This window comes from Micromonospora echinospora, assembly GCF_900091495.1.
GTDB classification, from domain to species: Bacteria; Actinomycetota; Actinomycetes; order Mycobacteriales; family Micromonosporaceae; genus Micromonospora; species Micromonospora echinospora.
This window is the reverse complement of sequence record NZ_LT607413.1, coordinates 6,315,805-6,339,725: the sequence shown is the minus strand read 5'-3', so window position 1 is coordinate 6,339,725 and position 23,921 is coordinate 6,315,805. Positions and strand designations below refer to the sequence as shown.

Genomic DNA, 23,921 nt, shown 5'->3' with positions numbered 1-23,921 from the left:
GACCCTTAACGCCGTGGATAGCTCCGCCCCAGACATGACTGCCTTCTATCACGCCGCCCCGCCGGGCGTAACCCGAGGGGCCAAGCAGGGGCCGCGGAACCTCCACCGCCCAGCCGCCAGCCTCGACCATGGTCGCGACAGTCATCGAACGCAGGCTGGCCGCGACCCTCGCCGGCGACCTGAACGCCTGCGCGGCACGAGCCGCACGACTGGCCTACGCGATCATCGACGGCACCCTCATCCCGACCGACCGGGTCACCGACCAGAAGCCGTACTACTCGGGCAAACACAAACAACACGGCGTTACGGTGCGGGTCCTGGCCGACCCCCGCCGGCCGGTCTGGGTCTCACCGGCAAGTTGCTGGCCCGCAAGCGGCCGAAGCTCATCCCCGTCTCGCACCCGCCGCCCAGCGGCAAAGCCGGCGGGCCTGTCACGCTCCTCGCACGGCGACGCGCTCTTGTCGGCTTATCCGAACACGGACGCGACCTGTACCTGCCTGGGTCACCGGACGCCGCCAGCGCCGCCGGGCGATGGCTGCGGCATGATGGCGCGGCTCTGGTGCGGCCGGCTCTCGCCGGCGCGGCCTCCTGACGGATGAGCCGGTTCCGGCCGGACACCAGGAATATTCCGAAGTTTCGCGGTCGAGCGTCCACTAACGTCCCGCCGCATGGGAAGCACGGCACTACGCACCGAACGCCTGGAACTCCGCCCGGTCCGTGATGACGACATCGACCGGATCCTCGAATACCGCAACCTTCCGGAGGTCACTTACTGGCTACTTCGCACCGAGGTGGAACCTGCGTCCCTTCGGGCGGCGTGGCGGCGCGCGGCGGCGAACCCCGACGACCACAGCGTGGCGGTGACCCTCGACGGCCTGGTGATCGGAACGGTCTCGCTCGACGTGGTCGACGGGATGGGGCAGCCGGGCATGCCACCGCAAACCGAGGCCCAGCTTGGCTACATCTTCGACCCGGCCTACCACGGCCACGGATACGCGACTGAGGCGGTCACCGCGATGGTGGCACACGCCTTCGAACGGCTGGGCGTTCGAAGGATCACCGCCGGATGCTTCGCGGACAACCTCCCCTCGGTGCGGCTCCTCGAAAAAGTCGGCATGCGTCGTGAACAACACGGCGTCGGCGACTCCTGGCACGCCGTGCGGGGCTGGGTGGACGGCTACACCTACGCCCTGCTCGCCGAACATGCGCGGGACTCCCGCCGCGACGGGCCTCACCACCGGTAGCGGGTCAGCGTAGGCGGCAACCACCGACACCACGCGGTCCGCGCCGTACACCGTGGCATCCGGCGGCCGCTCACGAGTACGCACTGTCGGCGGCAGATCGCGCACCCTGACCTCGGCCAACCGGTGCCGCACGACGTGCGGTTGGAGTCCGCGCATGCGGGGTGAGACCGTTCTGCGGCTCGACCGCGCAACCGCCGAAGATCTGTACGTCGCGTGATACGAGGCCGGAGAGCACATCGCGGCTGGCGCGGCCATCACTCCGCAGTGCTGTCGACCATTTCACGTCGACGTACCTTCTGGCGCGGACGGCATCTGCGGGTTACCCGATGACCGCGTCCTCAGGCGAACTCGCGTGCGGTGGATTCCAGCCTTTCGCGGTAGGCGGCCCACCACGTCCTGTCTCCCTCGGCCATGTTGTCGCCGGGCCGCCGCCAGCCGACCTGGCCGTCGACCAGTTCGCGCACGATGTCGGCGTGCCCGGCGTGCCGGTTCAGCTCGGCGAGCACGTGCACGAGGATGAGGTGCAGCGTCACCGGCGTGTGTTGCCACCACCGCACCGTGCCGGGCGCGTCGATCGGGAGCGTCTCGATCGTGGCGTCCGCGTGTGCCCAGACTCGGTGCCACAGGCCGATGATGTCGTCGCGGGACTCGTCGGCGGTGGCCCACATGTCCGTGTTCGGCTCGGCGTCTTCGTCCAGGCCGGCGAGGGGTTCGGGGAAGGGGCGGTCGAACACCTCGCCGAAGTACCCGGCGGTCACCGAGGCCACGTGCTTGACCAGCCCGAGCAGGTTCGTCCCGGTCGGCACGAGCGGGCGCCGTACGTCGTACTCCGACAGCCCGTCGAGCTTCCCGAGCAGCGCCTCGCGCGCCTCCCGCAGGTACCGGTGGAGATTCACCTTGGCGTCGAGGTTTGTCACGCCGCCCAGGATCTCACCGCTGCATCCGCCGCGATGCCCTGTACGTGTGCGTCCCGAACCGCGGCTCTGGCGGTCACGCTTTCTGATTGCGCCATGCCCGGAGAACGTGTACTCCCACGTCGAACGGTTCTACCGGCAGGTTGTGACCGAGCGGATCCTCACCGAGTTACGGGAGCGGGTTCGCCTGGCCCACGACCGGCAACCCGAACCGACGGCGGCGATCATCGACTGCCGGTCGTTCAGGCCGCCGACACCGTGCGCCGCGACAGCCGTGGCTACGACTGCGGGAAGAAGGTCAACGGCCGGAAACGATTTGTCGTCACCGACACCCTGGGGCTTGCTGGTCACCGTCCGGGTCCCGGACGCGTCCTGGCGGTACCGCAGCGGCTCCGCGCGGTCTAGGCTCGGTCATCATGACGACTCTCGGTGTGGTCTTCCGTCCGCAGAACCCACCCGAACGCCTCCGGTCCGTCGCGCGCGCCGCCGACGAGGCCGGTCTCGAGGAGTTGTGGCTCTGGGAGGACTGCTTCCTGGAGAGCGGCATCGCCACCGCGGCCGCCGCCCTCGCCTGGACCGACCGCCTTGCGGTGGGGATCGGCCTGCTGCCGGTGCCGTTGCGTAACGTCGCGGTGCTCGGCATGGAGGCCGCCACGCTGCAACGGCTCTTCCCCGACCGGCTGCTCCTCACCCTCGGCCACGGCGTCCAGGACTGGATGGGCCAGGTCGGCGCGCGGGTCGACTCGCCGCTGACCCTGCTGCGCGAGCACGTCGAGGCGTTGCGGGCACTGCTGGCCGGCGAGACGGTCACGACCTCGGGGCGTTACGTGAAACTCGACAAGGTCAAGCTGGACTACCCGCCGGTGGGCGCGACCCGCGTCTACGCCGGTGCGACCGGGCCCAAGACGCGCGCACTCGCATGCGAGGTCGCCGACGGCATCCTGTTGACGGCTGGCACGCCGCCGGAGGAGGTGGCCGCCGTCAGGCCGATGGCCAAGGCCGTGACGGTATACGTGCACGCGGCGACCGGCCCCGACGGCGAGGCACGCATGGCCCGCGAACTGGAGTTCTGGGGCGAGTCGAACAAGTCCGACATAGCGGCGGTCGGTGGTGCCGCCGACATCGCTGCCGTGGTGAACCGCTACAAGGACGCCGGAGCCGACGCCGTGATCCTGCAACCCACCGCCGACGAACCCGACCTCGAGGGCTTCGCGCGGTTCACCGCACGCGAGGTTCGCGCTCTCGTCTCGTGATGCCTGCCGCGCCGAAGCGGGCCGCGACCGTGGCCACGGCGGCGCGTAGTTCGGGGCCTGCTTCCACGACGAAATCGAACGGGACGGTGGCGAGCCACTCCTGCGCGTACATCGCGGGATTCCGGGTGCTGCCGACCAGGACGCACCGGTCGCCGTCCGGTTCGAGGCGGCCCATCGGCGGGCGGATCCACGGCGCCACCTTCTCCTGCGGCGCGTCGAACACCACCCGGGTGGGGTACTTCCAGCCGGCGCCCAGGTTCTCCTCTAGCGCGGCGACCGGATCCAGATCGCCGGGCGGTGTGAAGCCGTGCGGGGTATGCCGCGCGGCGCGGATCCGGTCGACCCGGTAGGTGCGGATCGCTTCCGCCCGGTGCGAATGGCACAGCAGGTACCAGCGCCCGTACCTCACCACGACCGCCCACGGGTCGACCTCGGCGTCCCACTCCTCGCCGCCTTCACTCCGACAGGTGACCACCACACGGCGCCGGTCGGCGACGGCGGCGACCAGCGCGCTCATGATGGCGGGGTCGGGGCGGGTCGACTGCCGGTCCGGGGCGGCCGAGGCGTGGGCCCGCAGCGCCGCCGCCTGCCGTCCGATGCTCTCGGGGAGAGCCCGGATGACCTTGCTGAGCGCCGAGCCGACCAGGTCGTCGGCGTCGATCGCGGCCGGTTGCCCGTCGAGCACGGCCATGACCAGGGCGAGGGCCTGCTCCTCAGTGAAGACCACCGGCGGCAGCCGGGTGCCACGGCCCAGCCGGTAGCCACCGTAGGGGCCGCGAGCCGACTCGACCGGGATGCCGGCCTCGCGGAGGATGCCGACGTACCGCCGCGCGGCCCGCTCCGTCACGCCGAGGGACGAGGCGAGCTGGTCGGCGGTCGTGCCGGGACGGGCCTGCAGGATCTCGAGCGCGCGCAGGGCCCGGGCGGTCGGGCTCGAACCAGTCGGCACAGGAAGCAGGGTACCGGAAGCCGATCGTCCGGAATTGGTTCTAGGTTGATCGCATGACCGAAGAACAGATCGTGCTCGTGGGTGGCCTGTGGCTGGACGCGTCGGCGTGGACCGGCGTCGCGTCCGAGCTGGCGGAACAGGGCCGCCGCGCGGTACCGGTGACCTTGCCGGGCCAGGGCGACGGCAACACCTCGGCGACACTCGCCGACCAGGTGGCCGCAGTGCTCGCCGTCGTGGACGCGGGGCCCGGCGGTTCGGTGGTGGTGGGGCACTCCGCCGCCTGCACCCTGGCCTGGCTGGCAGCCGACGCACGGCCCGGACGGGTGACCAAGGTGGTGCTGATCGGCGGGTTCCCGTCGGGCAACGGGCAGCCGTACGCGGACTTCTTCCCGATCGTCGACGGTGTCATGCCGTTCCCCGGCTGGGAGCCGTTCGAGGGAGCGGACGCGGCGGACCTGGACGAGCCGACGCGGCAGGCGTTCGCGGCGGCGGCGATCCCGGTCCCCGAGGGCGTGGCCAAGGGCGTCGTGCAGCTGACGGACGAGCGGCGGTTCGACGTACCCGTCGTGGTGGTCTGCCCCGAGTTCACGCCGGCCCAGGCACGCGAGTGGATCGCCGCGGGGGATGTGCCCGAACTGGCCCGGACGAAGCACGTCGACCTGGTCGACATCGACTCCGGCCACTGGCCGATGATCACGCGCCCAGCGGAGCTGGCGATGATCCTGGCGACGGTCTGACAACATCCTCGACGTCCAGGCCGGCGGCGACCCCCGCGTTCGGGTGCCGCCTTGTACGTCGCCTGCCGAGGGCGGAGGCTCAGCGCAGGGTGATGCGGGCGTCGACCCATTCGGCCGTAGGACGGAGCCGCTGCGGACAGTAGGGTCGTCGACGTGTCGAGCGCACCCGTGCACGTGGTCGTCGTCGGAGCCGGCATCGTCGGCGCGTCGGTGGCGTATCACGCCGCCCGGGCGGGCGCTGCCGTGACGTTGGTCGACGCCGGCCGGCCGGGCGCCGGGGTGACGGCGGACTCGTTTGCCTGGATCGGAGCGTCCGGGGTGATTACCGGCCCAGCGGCCGGGATCCGGGCTACCGCGACGGAGGAGTACCGCCGGGTCGAGGCCGAGTTGCCGGGACTTCCGGTGACCTGGTCCGGCTCGCTGAGCTGGCGTGCGGCGGGCAGTGCGCCGGAGGTCGGGCCCGGGCAGGAGATCGTGGACGCGGCCACCGTCATGACGTTCGAGCCCAACCTTCGGCAGCCACCGGAGTGGGCCGTGTGGGCACCCGGTGACGGCGCCGTTGACGCGGTGGGCGTGACCGAGCGGTTGGTCGCAGGCGCCCGCGACCACGGTGCCCGGGTGTGTCTGGACGCCGCGGTCGCCGCGGTCCGGCGGGATGCGGCAGGCCGGGTCGCCGGGGTCGAGACGGCCGTGGGACCCCTCGCCGGTACGACTGTGGTGTTGGCGGCCGGTGTCGCCACGGCCGCGCTGGGCGCGTCGCTCGGCGTGCGTGTCCCGGTCGAGCCGTCGCCGTGCCCGCTCCTCCGGTTCCGTGCGCCGGCCGGTCTGGTCCGTACCGTGGTCAACACCCAGGACTTCGATCTCCGGCAGGTCGCCGCAGACCGGATGATCGCGGCCGCGGACTCGCCCGAACAGGCCTTTGCCGCCGTCAGGTCCACGTTCCGGGGTGCCGGGGACGTCGAGCTGCTCGGCACCCGACTCGGAGTACGCCCGATGCCGGTCGACGGTGAGCCGATCGTCGGTCCGGTCGCCGACGTGCCCGGTCTCTACCTGGCGGTGATGCACTCGGCGGTCACCCTCGCCCCGGCCGTGGGTCGCCTCATCGCGGGGGAGTTGGTGGACGGCATCGTCGAGCCGGCATTGTCCGGTTGCCGTCTCGATCGCTTCTAGGGCCTGTGTCGAGGTCGGGGCCGGGGCTTGAGCTGCCGGCTTGCCCCGGCGGGGCGAGCGGAGTCGGATGGCGCGCGGTTGTTGTTGGCGCGGTAACCGGAGAGTTATACCTACGGCAACCGTCGGTCAGGTCTGCGGCAACTTCCGTCGCGGAATCTGGTTGCCGTGACGCATACCTTGAACGCCCTGGTGACGGTGGGTGCCGTTGTCGCGGCGCTGCTCGCCCCACCCCACGCCGGTGTCGCCACCACCCGACCCGCGGTCGTGACCACCGACAACGAAACCCCGGTCCTGTACGACGACGAGGCCGGCGGGAACGCCTCCGGTGACGACCCGGCGATCTGGGTCCACCCGGCGGACTCCCGGAAGTCGATGGTGATCGTGACGGCCAAGGAGGGCGGTCTCCGCGTCTACGACATGGGCTCCCGTGAGCTCCAGTCGTTGCCCGCCACCGAGGCGCCCCGGGTCGACGGCGCCGTGGGCCGTTACAACAACGTCGACATCGCCTACGGGGTCCGCCTGGCCGGTCGCCCGGTCGATGTCGCCGTCGTCTCGGACCGTTACAACGACCAGATTCGGTTCTTCGTCATCGACCCGGCTGGCGCGACGGCGCACACCCCGCTCACCGAGGTCACCGCCGTCGACCAGAGCTTCCTCTTCAACCCGGACCGTCAGGCCGTGGACGAGGAGCGCACCGCGTACGGCCTCGCCGTCTGGCAGCCGCGGCGTGGTGAGACGTACGCCGTCGTCACCCAGGAGGGAGCGACGACAATCGCTACCGCCCGGATCGTGGAGATCGGCGGCAGGCTCGGCTACACCGACGTCCGGCAGCTCACCATGCCGAGCAGCTTCCGGCTGCAGGACGGGACGACCTGGGTGCCCTGTGAGGAGCCGGGCGTGCTGCCGCAACTTGAGGGTGTCGCGGTGGACCAGTCGTCGGGCGTGCTCTACGCCGCGCAGGAGGACGTCGGCCTGTGGCGGCTGCAACTGCCGCTCGGATCGGGCAGCCAGCCGAAGCTCATCGACCGGGTGAGGGACTTCGGGATCCACGACGTCTACGACAGCGAAACCGAGGAATGCGAGCCGGTCGACCCGAACGCCAGGGGCTATGGCGGGAACCTTCTCACGGCCGACGCCGAAGGCGTCGACATCTACTATGGCCCTGGCTCGACCGGGTACGTGCTTGTGTCGAGCCAGGGGGACGACACGTTCGCGATCTACCGGCGCCAGGGCGCGAACAAAGCGGTGGGCAGCTTCCGGGTCACGGGCGTCGACGGTGCCGACGACATCAACGGTTCCGACGGTCTCGCGGTGACGAACCGCCCCGTCGGCGACTACCGGCAGGGTCTGCTCGTCACGCACGACGAGCCCGAGACGGGGGCCGACGTGGACGACGAGCGGGACACCACGAACTTCTCCTACGTCTCCTGGGATGACATCGCCCGCGCGATGTCCCTGTCCGTGGACACCCGGGCCGGGAACGACCCACGCTTCCGCTGACCCGATCGAACCGTGACCGGCCTGCTCAAGGACATCTTGAGCAGGCCGTTTCCGCTAGGCGTTCCCGCATCGCCTCCTCGACAAGGAGGTCGGTGGCGGAAACCTCGTCACATCCCGACCTCCGACACACGAAGATCTTCAAGCCGGCAGCTCAAGCCCCGGCACCGACTTCGACACCGGCCCTCATGTCCGCTTTCGAAGCCGTTGCGGCTGGCGGGCGGCAGGATCTCGTCGGCGGTCCTCGCAGGTGAGGTCACCGCGACTGGCGCTCACGGTCCCGTCACTGAAGCGGGCCGGTGTGGCGTGACGAACACGCGGTGCTCGGCGGCGGTGGGGGTGAGGTCGCGGGCGGCGAGCCAGGCCGCCGCCTCGGCCGGGTCGCCGGCGATGGTCGCCGGGCGTTGCAGTCGGGCCAGCAGCGCGGCGCGGATCTCCGGCGGGCCGGTGAGCAGGCCACCGGCCAGGACGAGCGGTTCTCCGCCGGGCGCGACGGCGTGCACGGTGGCGGCGAGCCGGTCGGCGGCCGTCTCGATCAGCCGGTGGGCGTCGGGGTCGCCGGCCCGGACCGCGTCGAACACGAGCGGGGCCAGTCCCGCCACCCGGTGCCGGGGCAACGTGTAGAACGCGGTGACGAATCCGTCGCCCGTCGGGTCTCCCGCCGGGGTGCCGCGTACGGCGCTGGACACGGCGTCGACCAGCGGCCCGGTCCTGTTCTGGCCGGTGGTCAGTGCCCGGGCGGTCAGCCGGGCCGCTTCGAGGCCGAGCCAGAAGCCGCCGCCCTCGTCGCCGAGCAGCCAGCCCAGTCCGTCGGCGGTGTGGGCCACCGAATGCGCGACGATCCGTGCCGCGACTGCTCCGGTCCCGGCGATCAGCACCGTGCCCGACGGTGCCGGTGTGCCGGCGGCGAACGCCGCCACCGCGTCGCCCACCGTGCGCGGCGGGTAGCGCAGTCCGGTCGCCTGCCAGGCGTCCGCGTAGCACGCCGCCACCGCCGGACGGTCCAGAGCGGACCGTCCGGCCAGCGCCACCACGGCGCTCGCCACCCGCGCGGGATCGTGCCCGGCGAGGGCCTCCCGTACCGCCGTGACCAGCGCGGCTGCGGCGTCGCCCGGTGGCCGGGCGACCGGGTTGCCGCCGCCGGCCCGTCCGTGCCCGACGGTCCGCCCGTCGGGCGTCGCGACGACCACCCGGGTCGCCGAGCCGCCGCAGTCGGCGCCGACAACGAGAGTCGTCGATGTGCAAAGTATTGACACATCCACATGTTCAATCATAATTTTGCTCATCACAAGGGTGAGTCGAAAGGAATGCTGATGGCCGGGACCGGGTTGCTGGGTCGTGTCCGTACCGAGCTGCCGACCCTGCCCGAAGCCCTCCAGCGGGTCGGCGAGCGGCTCCTCGGCGACCCCGAGGAGACCGCCCGGTCCACGATCGTCGACCTCGCCGAGCGGGCGGGCACCTCGACCGCCACGGTCACCCGCTTCTGCCGCACCTTCGGCTACCGGGGCTACGCCGAGCTGCGGGTCGCCGTCGCCACCGAGACCGGCCGGGCGGCGCAGGCCCGTTGGGACACCGACATCGACCGCGAGATCGGTCCCGACGACCCGCTCAGCCACCTGCTGGACGTCGTCGCGTCGGCCGACGGGCGGGCGATCCAGGACACGGCCGGCCAGGTCGACCTCGCCGCCGTCGACCGGGTGGCGGCCGCCGTCGCCGAGGCGCGCCGGGTCGAGCTGTTCGGTCTGGGCAGCTCCGGCAACGCGGCCCGGGAGATGGCGTTCCGCCTCGAACGGATCCGGGTGCCGTGCTGGCACCGCCCCGACCCGCACACCGCGCTCACCAACGCCGCGCTGCTCGATGCGGGCGACGTGGCGATCGGGCTGTCGCACAGCGGCCGTACCCGCGAGGTCATCGAGGTGCTCGCCGAGGCGGCCGACCACGGCGCGCTGACCGTCGCGGTCACCTCGTTCCCGCGCTCGCCGCTGGCCGAGATGGCCGACGTCGTGCTGACGACCGCGGTGCAGGAGACGACGTTCCGCCTCGCCGCCCTGTCGGCGCTGCACTCCCAGTTGCTCGTGCTCGACCTGATCTACGTCGCGGTCGCGCAGCGCACGTACCGCCGTACCACCGAGGCCTTCGAGGTGACCGCCCGTGCGGTCGCCGCCCACCGCCTGCCCGACGAGAGCCGCCGGCCCCGGCGGCGTCACCGACCGGAGGAACAATGATCGGCGCCCAGGAGTACCTCACCGCGGTCAACGCCGCGATCGCGCAGGTGGCCGCCACCCAGTCCGACGCCGTACGGCGCGCCGCCGACCTGATCACCGCCGCGCTGCGGGCCGGCGGCGTGGTGCAGGCGTTCGGCAGCGGTCACTCCGAGGCGCTGGCCATGGAGATCGCCGGACGGGCCGGCGGCCTCGTGCCCACCAACAAGATCGCGCTACGCGACATCGTCCTCTACGGCGGGGCCGAGCGGGCGGCCCTCGACGACCCGTTCCTCGAGCGCGACCCGGCCGTCGCCCACCGCCTCTACGAGCTGGCCCCGGTCAAGCCGGACGACGTGTTCGTGATCGCGTCGAGTTCGGGTGTCAACGGCGTCGTGGTGGAACTGGCGAGCGTCGTCCGCGACCACGGCCACCGGCTGGTCGCGATCACGTCCCTCGCCCACACGAACGCCGTCGGGTCGCGTCACCCGAGCGGCCGGCGGCTGAGCGACCTCGCCGACGTGGTGCTCGACAACGGCGCCCCGTACGGTGACGCCGCTCTGCCGATCGAGGGCGGGGGAGCGGTCGGGGCGATCTCGTCCATCACCGGTGCCCTGCTGGCCCAGCAGGTCGTGTGCGAGGTGGTGGCCCGGCTGGTCGCCGCCGGCGAGACGCCCCCGGTCTACCTGTCGGCGAACATCCCCGGCGGCGACCGGCACAACCAGGAGTTGGAGGCCCGGTACGCGGGGCGCATCCGACGTACCGCCTAGAGAAGGCGAGCTTGGTCATGGACCCCTCTTCCTCCCACCGACGACACCCGACCACCCGGCGCACCGTGCTGCGGGCGACCGCGGCCGTCGCCGCGGCCGTGCCCCTGGCCGGCTGCGTGACCGCCGGCGGGGGTGACGACGACGCCCCGGCCGTCGAGGGTGCGCGGAGCGCCGACAACCCGCTCGGGGTGCCCGACGCGACACCGCTCGAGGTCGTCATCTTCAAGGGCGGCTACGGCGACGATTACGCCCGGCACGCCGAGAAGCTCTACCAGGAGCGGCACCCGGGCGCGACCGTCGACCACAAGGGCATCCAGAAGGTGGGCGAGGCGCTCCAACCGCGTTTCGTCGCCGACACCCCGCCGGACGTCGTCGACAACACCGGCGCCGGCCGGCTCGACCTGGCCACCCTCGTCGCCGCCAGGAAGCTCACCGACCTGAACGAGCTGCTCGACGCCCCGGCGCTCGACGGCGGCGGCGCGAAGGTACGCGACACCCTGCTGCCGGGGGTGGTCGACGACGGCACCTTCGACGGCGTGCCGCGCGTCCTCAACTTCACCTACACCGTCTGGGGGCTGTGGTACTCCCGGTCGCTGTTCGCCCGCAACGGCTGGACGTTCCCGACGACCTGGGACGCCATGCTGACCCTCTGCGCCGAGATCAAGAAGACCGGCGCGGCGCCGTGGACGTACCAGGGCAAGTACCCGGAGTACCTGGGCGACCCGCTGTTGACCATGGCGGCCAAGGCCGGCGGCATGGACCTGGTCAAGGCCGTCGACAACCTCGAACCCCGGGCATGGAAACAGCCGGCGCTGCTCGACGCGGCCACCGCGATCGCCGAACTGGCCGGGCGCGGCTACCTCCTGCCCGGCTCGGAGGCGCTGTCGCACACCGAGTCGCAGGCGGCCTGGTGCCAGGGACGCGCCGCGATCATCCCCTGCGGATCGTGGCTGGAGGCCGAGCAGAAGGGCGTGACTCCGGACGGATTCGACATGGTGATGGCCCCCGTGCCGGCCCTCGACAGCGGCGACCGGATGCCGGCGAACAGCCTACAGGCGACCAGCAGCGAGTCGTTCATCGTGCCGGCCAGGGCGAAGAACCCACGGGGCGGCCTGGACTTCCTCCGCATCCTGTTCTCCAAGCCAGCCGCCCGGCGGTTCGCCGAGCTGAACTCCACCCTGCCCACGGTGGCCGGCGCGACCGACGGCCTCACCCTGTCCAGCGGGCTCGGCTCGGTGAAGAGCGCCGTCGACGCCGCCGCCACGAACACCCTCGCCTACCGCTTCCGCACCTGGTACGCGCCCCTGGCCAAGGCCGTCGACGACGCCACCGGCGAACTGGCCACGAGGCGCGTCACGCCGGCCCAGTGGGCCGACCGGATCCAGAAGGCGGCGGACCGCGTCGCGGCCGACAGCGCCGTCACCAGATACGAGCGGTAGCGATGACCACCGTCCGGTCCGGCCGGAGCCGGTTCCTCGCCGCCGCGATCCTGCCCGCCCTCGCCCTGTACGCGGTCTTCGTGCTGTCGCCGTACGCGCAGGCGTTCTACCTGGCCCTCACCGACTGGACCGGAGTGTCCGGCGAGGTGAGCTTCGTCGGGCTGGACAACTTCCGCCGGCTGGTCGACGACCCGCTGTTCCGGGCGGCGTTGCGCAACAACGCGCTGATGCTCCTCGTCGTGCCGGCGGTCACCATCCTCCTCGGCCTGCTGCTGGCCGCGCTGGTCTCGTTCGGCGGACGCGGCGGAGCCGCCGGACCGTCCGCCGTCCGCGGTGGCGAGCTGTACCGGGTGGCGTACTTCCTGCCGCAGGTGCTCGCGCTGCCGATCGTCGCCGTGCTCTGGCAGTTCGTCTACAACCCGAACGACGGGCTGCTCAACGGGTTCCTGCGCGGGGTCGGGCTCGACGCGCTGGCCCGGAGCTGGCTCGGCGACCCGGCCGTCGCGCTGTGGGCGGTGATGGCGGTGCTGATCTGGTCGTCGGTCGGCTTCTACATGGTCCTCTTCGGCGCCGCGATGGAGTCGATTCCGCGCGAGGTGCTGGAGGCGGCGGTCCTGGACGGCGCCGGGCGCCTCGCCGTCCTGTGGCGGGTCGTCGTGCCGCTGCTCTGGGACAACGTCCAGGTCGCGTTCGTCTACCTCGGCGTGCTCGCCCTGGACGGCTTCGCGGTGGTGCAGATCATGACCGTCGGCCCGGGCGGGCCGGACGGGGCGACCGAGGTGATGGGCCTCGGGCTGTACCGCAGCGCCTTCACCTACGGGCGGTTCGGTTACGCCGCGGCCATGGGTGTCGCGCTGTTCTTCCTCACGCTCGCCGTCGCCGTGGTGGCGCTGCGGGCCGGACGCCGGGAGCGGGTGGAGTACACATGACGACCGTCGTCGAACGACCCGTCGGGGCGCGACCCGCGCCGCCCGCCCGGCGTCGCCGCCGCAGCGGCACCTGGGGCCCGCACGTCTTCCTGGTGACCTGGGCGGCGATTGTCACGGTGCCCCTGCTCTGGGCGGTGGTCAGCTCGCTCAAGACCGACCGCGAGATCCTCACCAGTCCGTGGACGCTGCCGGAGCAGCCGCGCTTCGACAACTGGTCGCGTGCCTGGGAACAGGCCTCCATCGGCCGGTACGTCGGCAACAGCGCGATCGTCGTCGGCGCGGCGCTCCTGCTCACCATGGTGCTGGGCTCGACCGTCGCGTACGCCCTGGCCCGCTACCCGTTCCGGGGCAACCGGATCGTCTACTACACCTTCGTCTCCGGACTGCTCTTCCCGGTGTTCCTGGCCCTGGTGCCGCTCTTCTTCGTGGTCGAGCAGCTCGGCCTGCTCGGCACGTACCCCGGTCTGATCCTGGTCTACACCGCGTACGCGCTGCCGTTCACCGTATTCTTCCTGCACGCGTTCTTCCGGTCACTGCCGACCGCGCTCGCCGAGGCGGCGTTCCTCGACGGCTGCTCGCACTGGGGTGTTCTCGTCCGGGTGATGCTGCCGCTGGCCCGACCGGGCCTGATCAGCATCGCCATCTTCAACTTCCTGGGGCTGTGGAACCAGTACCTGCTCCCGCTGGTGCTCAATCCCGACCCCGACCGGTACGTGCTCGCCCAGGGGCTGGCCGCGCTGTCGGTCAGCCAGGGCTACCGCAGCGACTGGAGCGGCCTGTTCGCCGGCCTCACCATCGCGATGCTGCCGGTGCTTGCCGTGTACGTGCTCTTCCAACGGCAGATCCGCACGGGCCTCACCGCGGGGGCGATCAGGTAGGCCTTCCTGTCGGGTTCCACCGCGCGGGCGGTCGTCGTCGCCCGGCCGCGCGTGTCCCTTTCCCTCCCACCGTGAGGAGACCCCCATGTCACGGAGACCCCGCGTGGGCCTCGCCGCCGTCTCGGCGGCGGCGCTCACCGCCGTCGCCGCCCTCGCCGCAGTCGGCCCGGGTGGCAGCGCCACCGCCGCGGCCGAGACCTGCGGCGTGCTGTTCGACGACTTCGCGTACACGTCGTCGGCCGATCCCGCGCTGCCGGCCCGGAGCTGGACGGTACGCACCAACGCCGGTGGCCCCGGCGTGCCGGGCGCCTCGTGGCCGGCGTCCAACATCTCGTTCCCGACCTCCGGCGGCCAGAAGGTGCTCCAGCTCGCCGCCTCCACCAACGGGACCGCCGCCGGCACCAGCCACGCCGAGCTGTTCCAGCGCCGGGCCTTCTTCGAGGGCACCTACGCCGCCCGGGTGCGCTTCACCGACGCGCCGGTCTCCGGCAACGACGGCGACCGCCTCGTCGAGACGTTCTTCACGATCACCCCACTCGACCGTCCGATGGACCCGAACTACGGGGAGATCGACTTCGAGTACCTGCCCAACGGGGGCTGGGGCGAACAGGGCCCGATCTTCTACCAGACCACCTGGGAGACGTACCAGAACGAGCCCTGGGTGGCCGACAACATCCACACCGCGCAGCGTGCCACCTTCAACGGCTGGCACGACCTGGTCTTCACCGTGTCGGCGGGTCGGGTCAAGTACTACGTGGACGGCCAGCTGGTGGCCGACCACGGTGACAAGTACTACCCGGAAACGCCGATGTCGATCAACTTCAACCTCTGGTTCATCGACCTGGTCGCCCACACCGGCGGGCTGAGCACCTACCACCAGCAGGTCGACTGGCTGTACTACGCCGACCGACAGGTGCTCACGCCGGCCGAGGTGGCGACGCGGGTCGCCGGGCAGCGATCCGCCGGCAGGACGCACACCGACACGGTCGGCACGGGCGGCACCTGCCCGACCCCGCCGCCGACGACTACGCCGACGACACCGCCCCCGACAACCCCGCCGCCGACCACTCCGCCCCCGACCACGCCGCCGGCGAACTGTGCCGGCGTACCGGCCTGGGACCGCAACACGGTGTACCTCGGCGGGCAGCGGGTGCGGCACAACGGCCGACTCTGGGAGGCGAACTGGTGGACGCTCGGCTCCGAGCCGGGGCTCACCGCCCAGTGGCGCGACCTCGGCGCCTGCTGAACCCGGTACGGGAGGCGCCGCCGTCACCGGGCGGCGGCGCCCTACCGCCCGCGACCGTCGGGCGGCCGGCGACGCCAGCCGGCGGCTGGACGAGTTCATCGTCTGCCTCAAGGTCTCGCTCGGCCCGCAGACCAACAAGGGGTGTCCGCACATCCTTATCGGCCGCGATACGCGGGTACGGCGCGGAGGGCTGCCGTGCGGTTCACCGGCGAACGAGGCCCTGGTCGAGTTGCCCGGTTCGTTGATGATGATGGGGTGAATCTGCGCCGTCCGGTCAGCTCCCGCGTGCTCGCGGGGGTTTTCGCGGCGTTGCCGGCGGGAGGCCTCGGTCCTCTGGTGAGCCTGCAATTCACTGCCGGCGGCTCGGTGTCCGGACGGCTCTGCACCGGCCTGATCTCGCTGATCGCCCTGTTCATGGCGGCCAGCTTCCTCTCGTACGCGTTGCAGCGGTTTCAGGTTGATGTCGACCGGGACGGCTGGAGGGTGCGGATCGGCCGGTACCGACGTGACCTGCGATGGGCCGAGATCTCAGCGGTGGTGATCGAGAACCGGGAGCGTGGCCGCCGTCAGATGGCTCCCGCGCTCTACCTGGTCCCAGACCCGGGCGTCAACCTGGATGTTCCGAGTGGCCTGCGGGCCACCGTGGACGGGCGACCGGCGGTGCGGCTGTTCGACCTGGACGAGCCGAAAATCGAGGAGAGGCAGTTCGTCCGCGACCTGGTGGGTCTGGCCGGTGACCGCCTCGAGGTTCGGGTCCACCGCCTCAACGTGATGCTGCCGAGCGAGGACGCCCGGCAGCGGTTGAACGGCGGGAAAGCTCTCCCCGCCTTCCCGCCTGGCGCGGAGGGCGTGCGGACGCAGCGCTGGCTGAACCGGCGGCGCTTCCTGCTCTTCGTCGGCTGGTACCTGTTCGTCGTCGTCCCCGCGCTGCTGCTCACCGGCTTCACGGCCGAGCTGCACGAGCTGCTCGGTGCCGTGGTCGCGGTGCTGGGCCTGCTTGCGGTCGTCGCCGCGTACGCCCAGTTCGTCACGCTGTTCAGCGATGCCACCAACCTCGTCGACACCAAGGTGGCGATCGCCGGCACGGAACTCGTTCGGGTGATCGGCGACCGCACCTTCCGCGACGACATGCACGGCGGCACGATCGTGGTGCTGCCACCGGGGGCTAAACGTGGCTACGGCAGGGCGTGGCTGCTCGGGGTCCCGTACGCCGTGGCGCTACTCGGCGATCCGCGGACTGGACGGCTTCGCCACCACGACGACCTGCGCGCCCTGTCGGCAGTGCTGGGCGAGTCGCCACACGAGACCGATCGGGCCGCTGCCCGGGACATCGACAGCCTCGCCCTTCAGTCCCAGGTCGGCGACTCGACGGAGCCAGACGGCGCCGAAAACGCCCGCCTGTGGATGTCGCTGACCAAAGCCGGCCGCATCCTGGCCTGGGCCGTCGTCCTGGGCTCCGTCCTGCTGACCGGAGGCTGGCTGTTGGAGAGCACCCACCACCTGGGTGACGCGGTCCTCCTCATCGGTGTGCCTCTGGTCGCCGTGTGGGCGCTGTACGCGCTGTACCGGATCCTCGAGCTGCTCGGCGCGGCGTGGGACGCGGTCCGGAAGAACCACTGACCAGCTACAAGCGCCCCACCGCCGCTGTTCCTCGGCGGGGATGATTATCTCTTTTACACTTTTGATCACCCTTGGGCTTTGTGCCCGTAACCGCCCGCCAGCTCACCACGCCAGGGCGGCAGCCAGCGACCCGGCCACCCGGCGCTGCGCCGTGTCAGCGGCAGGTGAAGACGCGGCTGGTGCGGAGAATGATCTCGACGGGCACGGGCGCCTCAGGATGATAGGTGCCGAGCGGCGGAAGTCCAAAAGGTTTCCGGCGCGGTGTCGGATCTGCCGTGGGTCGTTCGTAGAACAGGTGAGGGCAGTCGGTTCTGGCCTTCCGGGACAAGGGCGTCGCGAGACAGCCCGATAATTGATCTGGTTCGATCGACCATCGAGAGGGAACGGCATGGGCAAGCTCATCTACGTGACGAACGTGTCGCTTGACGGCTACATCGAGGACGAACGCGGCGCGTTCGACTGGTTCCCCGTCGACGACGAGGTGTTCGCGTTCACCACCGACCTCCTGCGGTCGGTGGGCACGTTTCTCTACGGACGGCGCCTGTACGAGGCGATGGCCGTCTGGGAGACCGACGCCGCTCTGGCCGCGCAGTCCGACCTCATGGCCGACTTCGCGAGCGCCTGGCAGGCGGCGAGCAAAGTCGTGTACTCCACGACCCTCGCCGCGGTGTCAACTGCCGACACCCGACTCGAACGCCGTTTCGACCCCGCCGCAGTACACGAACTGAAGGCCACGGCCGGCAGCGATCTCACCGTAGGAGGTGCCAACCTCGCGACGCAGGCTTTCCGGGCCGGGCTGGTCGACGAGTGCCAGCTGTTCGTCCTGCCCATTGTCGTCGGCGGGGGCAAGCCAGGGCTGCCGACCGGCATGCGCGCAGACCTCGAGCTCCTCGATGAGCGCCGATTCCGAAACGGCGTCGTACACCTCCGCTACCGCCCTCGGGCAGTGCACGACACCCCTGTCCGTTCGCCGGCGGCGCTTGCCTGACAGGCGGAGCGCTGACGACTGATTCGGCCGGATGAGGTCGCCCACCACGAGCTCGGGTTGCGTCACGTCGCAGTATGCGCAGGCGTCAACCGCCGCGTCGGGACGACGGTGGCGACAGCGAACCTCAGTCCGGGGAACGCCCCGGTGGAGTGCAGGATCAACCGGCTGAAACGGGACCGGGCCGTAGCCACGAGATACGACGAACGTGCTGTTCGCTATGTATTGAGCGTGCTGGTCGTCGCTGTCAACGAGTGCCTGTAACCAGCACAGCGCAACGGACCTTACGACCTCGTGCACGGTTAGGGGGCGGGGCTCGTGGCGAGTCCGGTGCAGGCGTGTAGGACCGTGTACTCCCGGCGGATCCGGGCCGCGTCCTCCCGGCCGGCGAGTTCGGGTCGACCGGTGCGGCGGGAGATCGTCGCGGGCACCAGTTCCGTCTTCGAGATCGCCGAAGCGTCGAGGGTCACCCGCAGCACACCGGTGTCGTTGCTGTACGCGTCGTCACGCCACCACAGGAAGTTGCCGAGTCCGTACTGGACGAAGGTCTTGCCGAGCCATCCGTCGCCGAGTAGCAGGTGGGCGTGGGTGCCGACCACGATCGTGGCACCCGCCTCGGCCATCTCGCCAGCGAATGCGCGAGCCTCGGCGGGTGGACACGCGTCGCCCTCCGTACCCCAGTGGACGTAGACGACGACCACGCTGGCCTGGCTCCGAGCGGCGCGTACCGCCGCGACGGCGCGCGGCAGGTCCCGGGTCATCGCGATGCCGGCCCGGGTGTCCGTGGCTCTCCACTCCGACCACAGCTCGGAGACCTGGTTGAAGCCGAGGACAGCGATTCTGGTGCCGCGTATCTCGGTGAACCACGGCGCGTAGGCGGCCGCCGCGTCGGCGCCGGCCCCGACGGCGGGCATCCCGGCAGCCCTGGCTGCGTCCACGGTGTCGGCCAGCCCCGTCCGCCCGTAGTCGAGCGCGTGGTTGTTAGCGATCGACACGACGTCGATGCCGGCGGCCTTTACCGCGTCATACGCGCTTGCCGGCGCCCGGAAATGGAACTCCTTCGGCTCGGGCGTCCCGCGGGTGGTGACCGCCGTTTCCAGGTTGACCATCGCGAGGTCCGCGGCCGACAGGGTCGCCGAGATCGGCCCGAACGCGGTCGCTGGGTCGCCCAGCAGATCGCCCGTACGATCGGCGAAGTGCACGTCGCCCGCGAAGGCCAAAGTGATCTCGGTGGAGTGCGACGGGGAGCCCGCAGGGGCGGAGCGGGTGGGCGCACCGGCCGGCGGGGTCCGGGCTGCATCGCACGCCGTAACAGTCAGGGTCGCCGCCAGCGCGACGAAGGAACGTGCCCACTTCACTCTGCGCAGCGTACGGAAACCTGCCCAACCCTGGGCCTGTTTGTCCAGGAATGCCCTCGGCCTGATCTGTATGATGTCGGGGCCGAGATGGCGAGGTGGGAGATGACCGGGCGATGGTCCGCTGGCCGGCACCCGAAGTCTCCGGTGCCGGCCAGCGGAAGATCCAGTCATGGTGACGGCTCATCCGGCCCTGCCGGGGCAGAACCCTGGCGTACGGATGAACCGGCTCAGGCTATGCGACGAAGCGACGACGCCGTTGCGTGAGGAGCAGTACGAGGCCGACCACGATGAGACTGCCGCCCCCGCAGCGAGCTTGCCGAGCGTCGGACCGGAGATTCCCGCGCCGGTCGCCGGCAGGCCCGGGCTGGGTGTCCCGCCTGTCGCCGGGCAGGTCTGCGCCAGGTCGAATGTTCCGTCGGTGCCCGAGATCACCGCCGTGGCGTTGGTGAGGGCGAACGGATTTACCAGCTCGCCGGTCGAGGACAGGCCGGCTGGCGTCCTGATCCACGCCCTGTCGCCGACAATCGCGCGGTCATCGGCGGGTGTGGTCGTGATGGTCTCCGTGACGGGGCCACCCTCCGTGGCGAACTCGATGGTCAGCGAGGTGAAGGTGCCCTGCTGCTTCGCGGCCGGCAGGGCGAAGACCCAGACGTCCTCGGCCTGGAAGGGGCCACCCCCGAGGTTCGGGTCGCACGCATGGGTGCCGAACGCCGCCGCCGTCGTGCCGGTGTCAGCCGGATCGATGTTGATCGTCGTGCCACCCCCAGCCAACACTGGTGCGGCAGACCCAAGGCCGATCACGGCGGCCAGCGCGGCGGCCCCCGCAAGGCGGGTGAATGATGGTTTGGTCAACTAAATCCCCCCAGACGGCACATTTCTCCTAATGGCTCATGAAGCGGGGCGCGACCCAATGCCAGGCAACCACGGATGGCGCCTGTTGATTGCCAGAATCCAGCTCTTCCCTTGAGGGGCAGAGGGCCGTGATAAGCCATCTGCGAGCTGCGACTCCCGGGAAAAGCCTCCCGGCCCAACCGATGTAGCAGCTCGGCCGCAGTCACCCGTGCTCGTTGGGTGAACCCTCGCGGCCGATGGCCAGGACATCAATCAACGCGCGGGACAGGCCCGTCAACCGCCGGCTCAACATGATCGCAGCACCACGGCACGGACAGCGATCATCGATACTCAAGGAATCGCAACCATGCACGAGGTCGTCAGTCGACCCTGACCACGTACTTGCCCCGCACCCCGCCCGCCTCCAGCGCCCGGTGTGCCGCCGCTGTCTCCTGCAACGAGAAGTACCTGTCCACCACAGGGCGCAGGCCACCCTCCACCACGTGGCGGGCGAGGTCGTCGAGGAGTGCCCGCGTGGGGTTGCCGCTGAAGAAGCGCACCCGGCCGCCTCCGTGTACGGCGCTGGCGGCGATGTAGCCGAGTGAGGCGGCGGGCCGCGCCGGGTCGAAGGCGATAGTGACCATGCGTCCGCCGGGTGTCAGCAGGCGCCGGAAGGCCCGCAGGTCGGTGCCGGCGGTGTCGAGGACCACGTCGAACAGGCCCAGTTCCCTCGGCGGGACGGTCCGGTGGTCGATGGCGTGGTGGGCGCCGAGCGTGCGGACGAAGTCAAGGTTGGTGGCGCGGGCCAGGGCCGTCACCTCGGCGCCATATGCCTGTCCGAGCTGGACGGCGGCGTTGCCGACGCCGCCCGCAGCGCCGCGTACGAGCAGTCGTTCGCCGGGGCGCAGCCTGGCCTTGTCGCGCAGCGCCGTGACGGCCGTGGTTGCCACCGGCAGTGCGGCGGCTGCCGCCAGATCCAGTCCGTCCGGGACCCGGCCGAGCCGCTCGACGCGGACCGTCACGTACTCGGCGGCGCTGCCGAATCCGGTACGGCCCACGATGCCCCACACACGGTCGCCGACCGCGAAGTCCGTCACGCCGACGCCGAGTGCGGCGACCTCGCCGGTGAGGTCCAACCCGACGCGCTGCGGGAACTTCCGTCCGGTGAAGAGACGGAGGCTGCCGGAACGGGCCGCCAGTTCGCCGCCGTTGATGCTGAACGCGCGCACCCGCACGAGCACCTCGCCGGGCGCCGGTTCGGGGCGTGGTACCCGGCCCACGTACAGCACCTCGGGGCCGCCGAAGCGGTCGAAAAGTATTGCTTTCATCATGCGGTCGTCCATCGTTCTCACCTTCGCCACCAGTGGCCCTGCGGGGGACCTGGCGCCGAGCGTAGGCTATTAAGTGGACGACATCGTCCGGTTGAAGCGGAGGTGAGAAACAGTGGTGGAGGAATCCTCTCGGATCGCGGGCCCGGCCAGGCTGCGGGCCGACGCCCGGCGCAACCAGGAGCGCATCCTCGTCTCCGCCCGCGCGGTCTTCGCCGAGCACGGGATCGACGCGCCCATGGCGACCGTGGCCCGACGGGCCGGGGTCGGCGTAGCGACGCTGTACCGGCGTTTTCCGACCCGGGATGCTCTGGTGCGGGCCGCGTTCGCGCAGCAGATGGAGACCTGCGCCCGAGCGCTCACCGAGGCACTGGCCGACCCCGACCCCTGGCGGGGCTTCCAGCGCCTGGTCGAGACGGCCTGCGAGCTTCAGCGGGAGGAACAGGGGTTTTCGGCCGCGTTCGTCGCGGCCTTTCCGGACAGCACGGTGGAACACGCGCAGGCCCGAGAACGGACCGAGCGGGATCTCCTGACCCTGGTCCGCAGAGCCCAGGCAGCGGGCGTGTTGCGGGCCGACTTCCACCCTTCCGACCTCGCCGTGGCCCTGTTGTCCCACTGCGGTCTGGTCACCGCGCTGCCGCGGGACAGTGCTGCGTCCCGGCGCCTGGTGGCGTACCTGCTCCAGTCGTTCCGCGCTGAGGCGGCTCACTGGGCCCTACCTCCACCGAGCACTCTGTCGCTGCGCAGTCTCCCGCTCGCGGCCGACAGCTCCCCAGGGCGGCGGCCCTCCAGAGCCTGACGAGCTGCCCCAGCGACCGATCACCGCAGAGGCGATCGGCGAGCGGTCCGCACTGCAGCGGGTGCTGCCCGCCCTCAACGACGTCTCGTTCGACGAACGGTTCGCCTTCGGCGTCGCCCGGATGCTGGCACGCTGACTTGCCTGGCGACCGCTTGGCTCGGCCGATCTTCAGCCGATTAGAAGATCGTGAAGCGCTTGGCCGAAATCGTGCGCAGGCGCTCGGTCAGGCGGGACCGGTCGACATTTCGCTCGGGCTTGTCTTTGCGGAGTAGCAGAGAGGTGTCCCGGTCGGCGGGTCGACCCGGGGCGCCGTCTCTGGTGCCCGGGCCGACCCGCCCTGGAAAGCCGTTGTCGTCACATGACGTGTATGAAGGTCGCCCAACCGTGTCCGATTTTCGTCGGGTTGGCGAGGCCGGTTCCGCTGTGGGGGTAGTACCAGAGGTTTCCGTTTGCGTCGACTCCGAGGATGTCGGCGGCGCCGTCGCCGCTCCAGTCGGCGGCCATGACGTGCTTGAAGGTCGCCCAACCGTGTCCGATTTTCGTCGGGTTGGCGAGGCCGGTTCCGCTGTGGGGGTAGTACCAGAGGTTTCCGTTTGCGTCGACTCCGAGGATGTCGGCGGCGCCGTCACCGCTCCAGTCGGCGGCCATGACGTGCTTGAAGGTCGCCCAACCGTGTCCGATTTTCGTCGGGTTGGCGAGGCCGGTTCCGCTGTGGGGGTAGTACCAGAGGTTTCCGTTTGCGTCGACTCCGAGGATGTCGGCGGCGCCGTCACCGCTCCAGTCGGCGGCCATGACGTGCTTGAAGGTCCCCCAGCCATGTCCGATCTGCGTGTAACCAGACAGTTTGTAGCTGTTGTTGGGGTAGTACAGCAGCCTCCCGGAAGAATCGACTCCGAGGACGTCGGCCGCGCCGTCACCGCTCCAGTCCGCGGCCATCACGTGCTTGAAAGCCGCCCAACCGACCCCGATCTTGACCGGGGTGCTGAGGCCGGCGAGATTGTGCGGGTAGTACCAGAGGTCACCGTTGGAAGAGACGCCCAGGACATCGGCGACACCATCACCACTGAAGTCGGAAACCCGTTCGCCGTCAGCCCCGGGCAGGCTGGTGGAAAGGCGATTCTGGCTCACGGGTGCGGTGCCGGTGGGATAGTTGATGCCCGTCTCCACCGTATTGGGGATTTCGCGGCTGAGATGAGAGTCGCAGTAGACGACATTCCAGTGAAGATGCGGCCCGGTCGCGTTTCCGGTGGCGCCGGACGCGCCGATGTGCTGCCCCTGTGCCACCCGCTGCCCTCTGTTGACGATGGTGCTGCTCAGATGGGCGTACTGAGAGCAACGATTGTTGCCGTGGTCGATCAAGGCGATGATGCCTCCGCCGGTGCTCCATCCCTCGTAGTAGACGGTGCCGGCCGCCGAAGCGACAATCGGGGTGCCTTGCGGCATGGCGAAGTCAACGGCATGTCGATTGTAGCCATCGTTGTGTGAAAAGCCGCTGCCGGGCGTCTGGGTGATGGTGTACGCGTGTCCAGCCCGGTAAGGCAGCTTGAACGGTGCGCCATTGCCGGCGAGTGCGGGCTCCTGCGGAATCAGGATTCCGAGCACGGCGACAAGTGCAGCCAAGCTGACTGCGATATCACGCCGCAAATGAGCCTCCTTGTTTCTGCGATGGATGCGAACTTTGAATTGTTGACCGTGCAACTGCATGCCCATGTGCTGCGGACTTTCGGGCGCGATCTTGCCCAGAGGGTGTCCCAACAGGACTGAGGCTGTCAA

At 70.6% G+C, this 23,921-nt stretch carries 21 protein-coding genes and 2 pseudogenes; 16 read left to right on the top strand and 7 right to left on the bottom strand.

All coding sequences use genetic code 11. The annotated features are described in order from the left end of the window. Nucleotides 1-155: 155 nt before the first annotated feature. Nucleotides 156-356 (top strand): annotated as a pseudogene (locus GA0070618_RS27210) (IS5/IS1182 family transposase); the annotation flags it as partial. A gap of 312 nt (nucleotides 357-668) precedes the next feature. Continuing rightward, the gene (locus GA0070618_RS27205) at nucleotides 669-1,244 is read left to right on the top strand and encodes a GNAT family N-acetyltransferase (RefSeq protein ID WP_088984160.1); all 576 of its coding nucleotides are present in this window, start codon (nucleotides 669-671) and stop codon (nucleotides 1,242-1,244) included. A gap of 338 nt (nucleotides 1,245-1,582) precedes the next feature. Here GA0070618_RS27205 and GA0070618_RS27200 read toward each other — a convergent pair whose 3' ends face one another. Then, nucleotides 1,583-2,161, bottom strand: a complete 579-nt coding sequence (locus GA0070618_RS27200; RefSeq protein WP_088984159.1) for a DinB family protein — start codon at nucleotides 2,159-2,161, stop codon at nucleotides 1,583-1,585. 211 nt (nucleotides 2,162-2,372) lie between these two features. Here GA0070618_RS27200 and GA0070618_RS34960 point away from each other — a divergent pair. Both GA0070618_RS34960 and GA0070618_RS27195 read left to right on the top strand, forming a co-directional pair. Beyond that, a pseudogene (locus GA0070618_RS34960) lies at nucleotides 2,373-2,500 on the top strand (IS5-like element ISFal3A family transposase); the annotation flags it as partial. Nucleotides 2,501-2,574: 74 nt separating this feature from the next. Continuing rightward, complete coding sequence (locus GA0070618_RS27195) at nucleotides 2,575-3,411, top strand: LLM class flavin-dependent oxidoreductase (protein ID WP_088984158.1); 837 nt, start codon at nucleotides 2,575-2,577, stop codon at nucleotides 3,409-3,411. On the opposite strand, the gene GA0070618_RS27190 is transcribed toward GA0070618_RS27195, so the two are convergent. Next, the gene (locus GA0070618_RS27190; protein WP_088984157.1) at nucleotides 3,377-4,360 is read right to left on the bottom strand and encodes a helix-turn-helix transcriptional regulator; all 984 of its coding nucleotides are present in this window, start codon (nucleotides 4,358-4,360) and stop codon (nucleotides 3,377-3,379) included. The two genes, GA0070618_RS27195 and GA0070618_RS27190, sit on opposite strands and share 35 nt — an antisense overlap. 53 nt (nucleotides 4,361-4,413) lie before the next feature. Between GA0070618_RS27190 and GA0070618_RS27185 the strand changes: the two genes are divergently transcribed. From GA0070618_RS27185 to GA0070618_RS27175, 3 genes are all read left to right on the top strand, one after another. Further along, nucleotides 4,414-5,097, top strand: a complete 684-nt coding sequence (locus GA0070618_RS27185; protein WP_088984156.1) for an alpha/beta fold hydrolase — start codon at nucleotides 4,414-4,416, stop codon at nucleotides 5,095-5,097. Nucleotides 5,098-5,250: 153 nt separating this feature from the next. Beyond that, nucleotides 5,251-6,267, top strand: coding sequence for an NAD(P)/FAD-dependent oxidoreductase (locus GA0070618_RS27180; protein WP_088984155.1), 1,017 nt, complete (start codon nucleotides 5,251-5,253; stop codon nucleotides 6,265-6,267). 165 nt (nucleotides 6,268-6,432) lie between these two features. After that, on the top strand, nucleotides 6,433-7,767 hold the full coding sequence (locus tag GA0070618_RS27175; protein ID WP_088984154.1) for a phytase: 1,335 nt from the start codon (nucleotides 6,433-6,435) through the stop codon (nucleotides 7,765-7,767). A 269-nt stretch (nucleotides 7,768-8,036) separates the two neighbouring features. Here the strand turns inward: GA0070618_RS27175 and GA0070618_RS27170 are convergent, their stop codons facing one another. Next, entirely contained in the window at nucleotides 8,037-9,038 is a 1,002-nt protein-coding gene (locus GA0070618_RS27170) for an N-acetylglucosamine kinase (RefSeq protein ID WP_088984153.1), read from the bottom strand. A gap of 39 nt (nucleotides 9,039-9,077) precedes the next feature. Between GA0070618_RS27170 and GA0070618_RS27165 the strand changes: the two genes are divergently transcribed. The 8 genes from GA0070618_RS27165 to GA0070618_RS27130 all read left to right on the top strand — a co-directional run bounded on the left by GA0070618_RS27165 (nucleotide 9,078) and on the right by GA0070618_RS27130 (nucleotide 17,835). After that, the gene (locus tag GA0070618_RS27165) at nucleotides 9,078-9,989 is read left to right on the top strand and encodes a MurR/RpiR family transcriptional regulator (RefSeq protein WP_231931480.1); all 912 of its coding nucleotides are present in this window, start codon (nucleotides 9,078-9,080) and stop codon (nucleotides 9,987-9,989) included. Beyond that, the gene (locus GA0070618_RS27160; protein ID WP_088984151.1) at nucleotides 9,986-10,735 is read left to right on the top strand and encodes a sugar isomerase domain-containing protein; all 750 of its coding nucleotides are present in this window, start codon (nucleotides 9,986-9,988) and stop codon (nucleotides 10,733-10,735) included. The genes GA0070618_RS27165 and GA0070618_RS27160 overlap by 4 nt, the downstream gene beginning before the upstream one ends. A 17-nt stretch (nucleotides 10,736-10,752) precedes the next feature. Further along, a complete protein-coding gene (ngcE, locus tag GA0070618_RS27155) occupies nucleotides 10,753-12,174 on the top strand; it encodes an N-acetylglucosamine/diacetylchitobiose ABC transporter substrate-binding protein (protein ID WP_088984150.1) in 1,422 nt (473 codons plus the stop codon). 2 nt (nucleotides 12,175-12,176) lie between these two features. Then, a complete protein-coding gene (locus GA0070618_RS27150; RefSeq protein ID WP_088984149.1) occupies nucleotides 12,177-13,103 on the top strand; it encodes a carbohydrate ABC transporter permease in 927 nt (308 codons plus the stop codon). Next, nucleotides 13,100-13,981, top strand: a complete 882-nt coding sequence (locus GA0070618_RS27145; RefSeq protein ID WP_088984148.1) for a carbohydrate ABC transporter permease — start codon at nucleotides 13,100-13,102, stop codon at nucleotides 13,979-13,981. Before GA0070618_RS27150 ends, GA0070618_RS27145 begins: the two co-directional genes overlap by 4 nt. A gap of 85 nt (nucleotides 13,982-14,066) precedes the next feature. Next, nucleotides 14,067-15,227, top strand: coding sequence for a carbohydrate-binding protein (locus GA0070618_RS27140; RefSeq protein WP_088984147.1), 1,161 nt, complete (start codon nucleotides 14,067-14,069; stop codon nucleotides 15,225-15,227). Between the two features lie 336 nt (nucleotides 15,228-15,563). Beyond that, nucleotides 15,564-16,847, top strand: coding sequence for a hypothetical protein (locus tag GA0070618_RS27135; protein ID WP_231931479.1), 1,284 nt, complete (start codon nucleotides 15,564-15,566; stop codon nucleotides 16,845-16,847). A 388-nt stretch (nucleotides 16,848-17,235) separates the two neighbouring features. Then, entirely contained in the window at nucleotides 17,236-17,835 is a 600-nt protein-coding gene (locus GA0070618_RS27130) for a dihydrofolate reductase family protein (protein ID WP_088984146.1), read from the top strand. Nucleotides 17,836-18,134: 299 nt separating this feature from the next. Here GA0070618_RS27130 and GA0070618_RS27125 read toward each other — a convergent pair whose 3' ends face one another. From GA0070618_RS27125 to GA0070618_RS27115, 3 genes are all read right to left on the bottom strand, one after another. Beyond that, nucleotides 18,135-19,190: a CapA family protein gene (locus tag GA0070618_RS27125; RefSeq protein WP_231931478.1), complete on the bottom strand. Its 1,056-nt coding sequence runs from the start codon at nucleotides 19,188-19,190 to the stop codon at nucleotides 18,135-18,137. A gap of 180 nt (nucleotides 19,191-19,370) precedes the next feature. Further along, the gene (locus GA0070618_RS27120) at nucleotides 19,371-19,991 is read right to left on the bottom strand and encodes a hypothetical protein (RefSeq protein WP_143740267.1); all 621 of its coding nucleotides are present in this window, start codon (nucleotides 19,989-19,991) and stop codon (nucleotides 19,371-19,373) included. 410 nt (nucleotides 19,992-20,401) lie between these two features. Next, entirely contained in the window at nucleotides 20,402-21,364 is a 963-nt protein-coding gene (locus tag GA0070618_RS27115) for an NAD(P)-dependent alcohol dehydrogenase (RefSeq protein WP_088984143.1), read from the bottom strand. Between the two features lie 103 nt (nucleotides 21,365-21,467). Between GA0070618_RS27115 and GA0070618_RS27110 the strand changes: the two genes are divergently transcribed. Continuing rightward, nucleotides 21,468-22,148, top strand: a complete 681-nt coding sequence (locus GA0070618_RS27110; protein ID WP_088985875.1) for a TetR/AcrR family transcriptional regulator — start codon at nucleotides 21,468-21,470, stop codon at nucleotides 22,146-22,148. Nucleotides 22,149-22,502: 354 nt separating this feature from the next. Here the strand turns inward: GA0070618_RS27110 and GA0070618_RS27105 are convergent, their stop codons facing one another. Continuing rightward, nucleotides 22,503-23,903, bottom strand: coding sequence for a peptidoglycan DD-metalloendopeptidase family protein (locus tag GA0070618_RS27105; RefSeq protein ID WP_197701656.1), 1,401 nt, complete (start codon nucleotides 23,901-23,903; stop codon nucleotides 22,503-22,505). Nucleotides 23,904-23,921 lie beyond the last annotated feature (18 nt).

Excerpts from the sequence above, each read along its gene's own strand:
- GA0070618_RS27205 (WP_088984160.1), top strand. The coding sequence starts at position 669 with ATGGGAAGCACGGCACTACGCACCGAACGCCTGGAACTCCGCCCGGTC.
- GA0070618_RS27195 (WP_088984158.1), top strand. The coding sequence starts at position 2,575 with ATGACGACTCTCGGTGTGGTCTTCCGTCCGCAGAACCCACCCGAACGC.
- GA0070618_RS27185 (WP_088984156.1), top strand. The coding sequence starts at position 4,414 with ATGACCGAAGAACAGATCGTGCTCGTGGGTGGCCTGTGGCTGGACGCG.
- GA0070618_RS27170 (WP_088984153.1), bottom strand. The coding sequence starts at position 9,038 with ATGATTGAACATGTGGATGTGTCAATACTTTGCACATCGACGACTCTC.
- GA0070618_RS27165 (WP_231931480.1), top strand. The coding sequence starts at position 9,078 with ATGGCCGGGACCGGGTTGCTGGGTCGTGTCCGTACCGAGCTGCCGACC.
- GA0070618_RS27160 (WP_088984151.1), top strand. The coding sequence starts at position 9,986 with ATGATCGGCGCCCAGGAGTACCTCACCGCGGTCAACGCCGCGATCGCG.
- ngcE (WP_088984150.1), top strand. The coding sequence starts at position 10,753 with ATGGACCCCTCTTCCTCCCACCGACGACACCCGACCACCCGGCGCACC.
- GA0070618_RS27150 (WP_088984149.1), top strand. The coding sequence starts at position 12,177 with ATGACCACCGTCCGGTCCGGCCGGAGCCGGTTCCTCGCCGCCGCGATC.
- GA0070618_RS27145 (WP_088984148.1), top strand. The coding sequence starts at position 13,100 with ATGACGACCGTCGTCGAACGACCCGTCGGGGCGCGACCCGCGCCGCCC.
- GA0070618_RS27140 (WP_088984147.1), top strand. The coding sequence starts at position 14,067 with ATGTCACGGAGACCCCGCGTGGGCCTCGCCGCCGTCTCGGCGGCGGCG.
- GA0070618_RS27130 (WP_088984146.1), top strand. The coding sequence starts at position 17,236 with ATGGGCAAGCTCATCTACGTGACGAACGTGTCGCTTGACGGCTACATC.
- GA0070618_RS27115 (WP_088984143.1), bottom strand. The coding sequence starts at position 21,364 with ATGGACGACCGCATGATGAAAGCAATACTTTTCGACCGCTTCGGCGGC.